Raw genomic sequence first — 3,328 nt, 5'->3', positions numbered from 1 at the left:
CGGCGATACGCCGTTTGAGGTTTTGCAGGCTTACTTTTCTCAACCTGTGGTGTAAACAACGCGGTTATTTTCTACATCTATCTTTAGTTGATACCGCGGCATATAGGGCTTGCGGGCTGTATCGGCACGGGTTAGTGTAGCCTATTACATATGCGCACCATTCGCTGCAAAACCAACGGCTTTTGCTGTGTGGTGATTTGAGTACCACGCCAATCGCACCTAGCCAGTCGTAACCTGCCCCGTGTGTGCGGTGGAACAAGCGGCCGGCCGATATGGCAACAGATTGCGGCAGCGGGATTAAATCCATTTATTAGCAGGCAGCGGCATGGTTTTAATGCGCACCCCGCCGTCTCTCGCGCTATCCGCCTCTTTGAACCCCGCCTGCAGAGCCTTGGTAATGATATTGGCAATATCGTTTCCTTCCGCATTGGCGGCAGCGGCGGTTTTCATAACGGTCGGCAACAGTTTTTTCACGGCCTCGCCGCTCATCGCGCCGCTGGCCACCATGGTATTCATGGCTTCCAAAGCGGCCTCGGGCGTCGTTCCGCCTACATAGGCGGCATCCATAACCGATTTCTTGATTTCCTCCATGCCCGCGCGCTTTTCGTTCATGCTTTTGCCCGCACACATGGTATTGGCGGCATGGCGCAAAGCCGTATCGAAATCCATCGTCCGATTAACCGGCTGCGCTAGCACATAAGCCCCTGCCGCCGCGCCGGCCACACCGCGTCCGACCGTCCTGAAACCCGCCTAAGCGGCGGGCGGTATCAAAGTTCCACCTTATAGCGCGGCCTAATTAGGTGTCAAAGATTTTACGAAAAGGTGCTAAAGTTCGTGCCGCCTTATATCATTTCAACACACAGCCGCCCAAAGGCGGCTGGTTGCAGACGACCTGCAAAATGCCCTGGCCGACACGATTTCAACACACAGCCGCCCGAAGGCGGCTGGATTGCACGGGAGCAGGGCAATAACCCGCTTCACTATTTCAACACACAGCCGCCCGAAGGCGGCTGGTTCTTGGCCGCCCACAAATGCCCGATGATGTTCTCATTTCAACACACAGCCGCCCGAAGGCGGCTGGGTCGCCGTGCCTGCCTTGAGGGCTTCGATAAAGGCATTTCAACACACAGCCGCCCGAAGGCGGCTGGCGCTGGCCAAAACCTGCACCGCCGGACGTTCGGGATTTCAACACACAGCCGCCCGAAGGCGGCTGGGCCGTCTTTCCGGCCTGTCATCCGTGCTATGATTATTTCAACACACAGCCGCCCGAAGGCGGCTGGTTGAAAATACTACCATCTTCCCAAATCCACGAAGAAATTTCAACACACAGCCGCCCGAAGGCGGCTGGCCTAATCAAGCCTGAAACCTGCCGCGATTGGGCAATTTCAACACACAGCCGCCCGAAGGCGGCTGGTTTGCGAGCCAGTGCAGCTTATACGAGCTAAGCATTTCAACACACAGCCGCCCGAAGGCGGCTGGGGCTATTAAATCGGCGGGGGTTTTGCCGCCATCATTTCAACACACAGCCGCCCGAAGGCGGCTGGGGCTATTAAATCGGCGGGGGTTTTGCCGCCATCATTTCAACACACAGCCGCCCGAAGGCGGCTGGTAGATGTCCTACACCCCATTGCCAATTTGACAGCATTTCAACACACAGCCGCCCGAAGGCGGCTGGATACAGTTAAACACAGCTTGCCATAATTTAAACAATTTCAACACACAGCCGCCCGAAGGCGGCTGGTCGTATTTGAATTCGTAGGTTTGCCCGACAACCTATTTCAACACACAGCCGCCCGAAGGCGGCTGGGAAATAATGCCAACATCATCAAAAATGACAGAAAATTTCAACACACAGCCGCCCGAAGGCGGCTGGGTAGTAAATAGGCCAGTTGTAGATGTCGTTCGGCGAATTTCAACACACAGCCGCCCGAAGGCGGCTGGGAAATAATGCCAACATCATCAAAAATGACAGAAAATTTCAACACACAGCCGCCCGAAGGCGGCTGGCTTTCATGGTGCCGGTTGCAAACTCAGCGCCGAAATTTCAACACACAGCCGCCCGAAGGCGGCTGGGCAATCACTCCGTCAAAGTGATTTTTTCATGTCTAATTTCAACACACAGCCGCCCGAAGGCGGCTGGCAAAAACTTCCTATGGATAAATCCAAAAATAATAATTTCAACACACAGCCGCCCGAAGGCGGCTGGTCCGCCAGTACGGTTTGGTGGATGAGTGCGACCAGATTTCAACACACAGCCGCCCGAAGGCGGCTGGATGTCTCATCCTTTAAAAACTCGGCAACATTGCCATTTCAACACACAGCCGCCTGAAGGCGGCTGGCACGCAGACCGGCGGCATCCCGCCTGCTACCGCGGTTTCAACACACAGCCGCCTGAAGGCGGCTGGCCGATTACTTAACACCCTCCAACCCATGCAAAAGTTTCAACACACAGCCGCCTGAAGGCGGCTGGGGCGGCGAAGCCGCTCTCTATACTTGATAAATAGTTTCAACACACAGCCGCCTGAAGGCGGCTGGCATCCTGTACACCTGCGAGTTTTTAGGCTACCTCGTTTCAACACACAGCCGCCTGAAGGCGGCTGGACAGATTTACCAGTGATAGCATCCAACCCATATTGTTTCAACACACAGCCGCCTGAAGGCGGCTGGGACATCATTTGAATAATTGATTGTCCTACAACACTGTTTCAACACACAGCCGCCTGAAGGCGGCTGGTTTTTAGCTCCTGTCAAGTTTAAGTTAAGGTTGATAGTTTCAACACACAGCCGCCTGAAGGCGGCTGGCGCAAAGACCCGACAGGGCAGTACGAAGACTCGAATGTTTCAACACACAGCCGCCTGAAGGCGGCTGGGCTTGGTAAAAGCGTTTGAAAAATTGTAAGAAAGAGTTTCAACACACAGCCGCCTGAAGGCGGCTGGATTGATACATCTTTTTTCATATTTTACCTGCTATAGTTTCAACACACAGCCGCCTGAAGGCGGCTGGCAATTCCTGTTTAAAAACACTTCCGGATCGATGTTGTTTCAACACACAGCCGCCTGAAGGCGGCTGGTTGAAGAGTTTGGATATGCAGATAAATCTGATAGAGTTTCAACACACAGCCGCCTGAAGGCGGCTGGGCCTGAAAATTTCAGACGGCCTTTCTTATTGAGCGGTTTCAACACACAGCCGCCTGAAGGCGGCTGGTTTGGGTTTTTCAACTTCGCCCGGGCATTGATGAGTTTCAACACACAGCCGCCTGAAGGCGGCTGGGTCCGTCTAATCGGTCTTGTTTTGCTTGTTCCGGAGTTTCAACACACAGCCGCCTGA

Annotated in this window: 1 pseudogene and 1 CRISPR repeat array; the pseudogene reads right to left on the bottom strand. The window is 54.1% G+C overall.

Annotated features, from left to right (window positions below):
- Positions 1 to 64: 64 nt before the first annotated feature.
- A pseudogene (locus ACTHSL_RS06435) lies at positions 65 to 363 on the bottom strand (hypothetical protein); the annotation flags it as partial.
- Positions 364 to 849: 486 nt separating this feature from the next.
- Positions 850 to 3,271: a CRISPR direct-repeat array (repeat unit 32 nt; unit sequence GTTTCAACACACAGCCGCCTGAAGGCGGCTGG).
- Positions 3,272 to 3,328 lie beyond the last annotated feature (57 nt).

Source organism: Neisseria sp. P0008.S010 (genome assembly GCF_051962715.1).
GTDB lineage: Bacteria > Pseudomonadota > Gammaproteobacteria > Burkholderiales > Neisseriaceae > Neisseria > Neisseria elongata.
Note: the sequence above shows the minus strand (reverse complement) of the source record. Positions and strands in the feature narration are given on the sequence as shown.